The 504-nt window shown below is 69.2% G+C and carries 1 protein-coding gene and 1 pseudogene; both read left to right on the top strand.

Annotated elements, in window-relative coordinates; genetic code table 11:
• On the top strand, nt 1–308 hold a 308-nt coding region (locus VP06_RS33200), incomplete at its 5' end, for a peptidylprolyl isomerase (protein ID WP_048468094.1).
• Between the two features lie 3 nt (nt 309–311).
• Nucleotides 312–504: pseudogene (locus tag VP06_RS33195) on the top strand (hypothetical protein); the annotation flags it as partial.

Genomic DNA, 504 nt, shown 5'->3' with positions numbered 1-504 from the left:
GCGACCCGACCGGCACCGGCATGGGCAAGTCCGACCTGCCGAACATCCCGGCGGAGTTCTCCAAGGCGCCGTTCAAGCGCGGCACCGTCGGCATGGCCCGCTCGCAGGACCCGAACTCGGCGAATTCCCAGTTCTTCATCTGCTTCGGCGACGCCTCGTTCCTCAACAACCAGTACACGGTGGTGGGCGAGGTGACCTCGGGCATGGACGTGGTCGACAAGATCAAGAAGGGGTCGTCGGCCCAGAACGGCAGCGTTCAGAACCCGGACAAGATCGTCCGGATGAGCTTGGCGCAGGACGGCCAGTAAGCCTTGCGGGCTGGGCTGTGTCGCGCCGGCCTCGCGCTGGCTCTCTCGGCCTCGCCCGCCGCCGCGCAGTTCGACGTGACCGACACTCCCTCGGTGCTCTCGCTGCCGACCACCCTGCGGGCGACCGTGCGGGTGCCGGTGGCGACCACGCCCGAGGAAGGTCCCGCCGACACCCTGGCGGCGCTCTATCCCCGGC

The sequence above is a fragment of the Methylobacterium aquaticum genome (assembly GCF_001043915.1).
GTDB classification, from domain to species: Bacteria; Pseudomonadota; Alphaproteobacteria; order Rhizobiales; family Beijerinckiaceae; genus Methylobacterium; species Methylobacterium aquaticum.
This window is presented reverse-complemented; position numbering and strand designations above follow the sequence as displayed.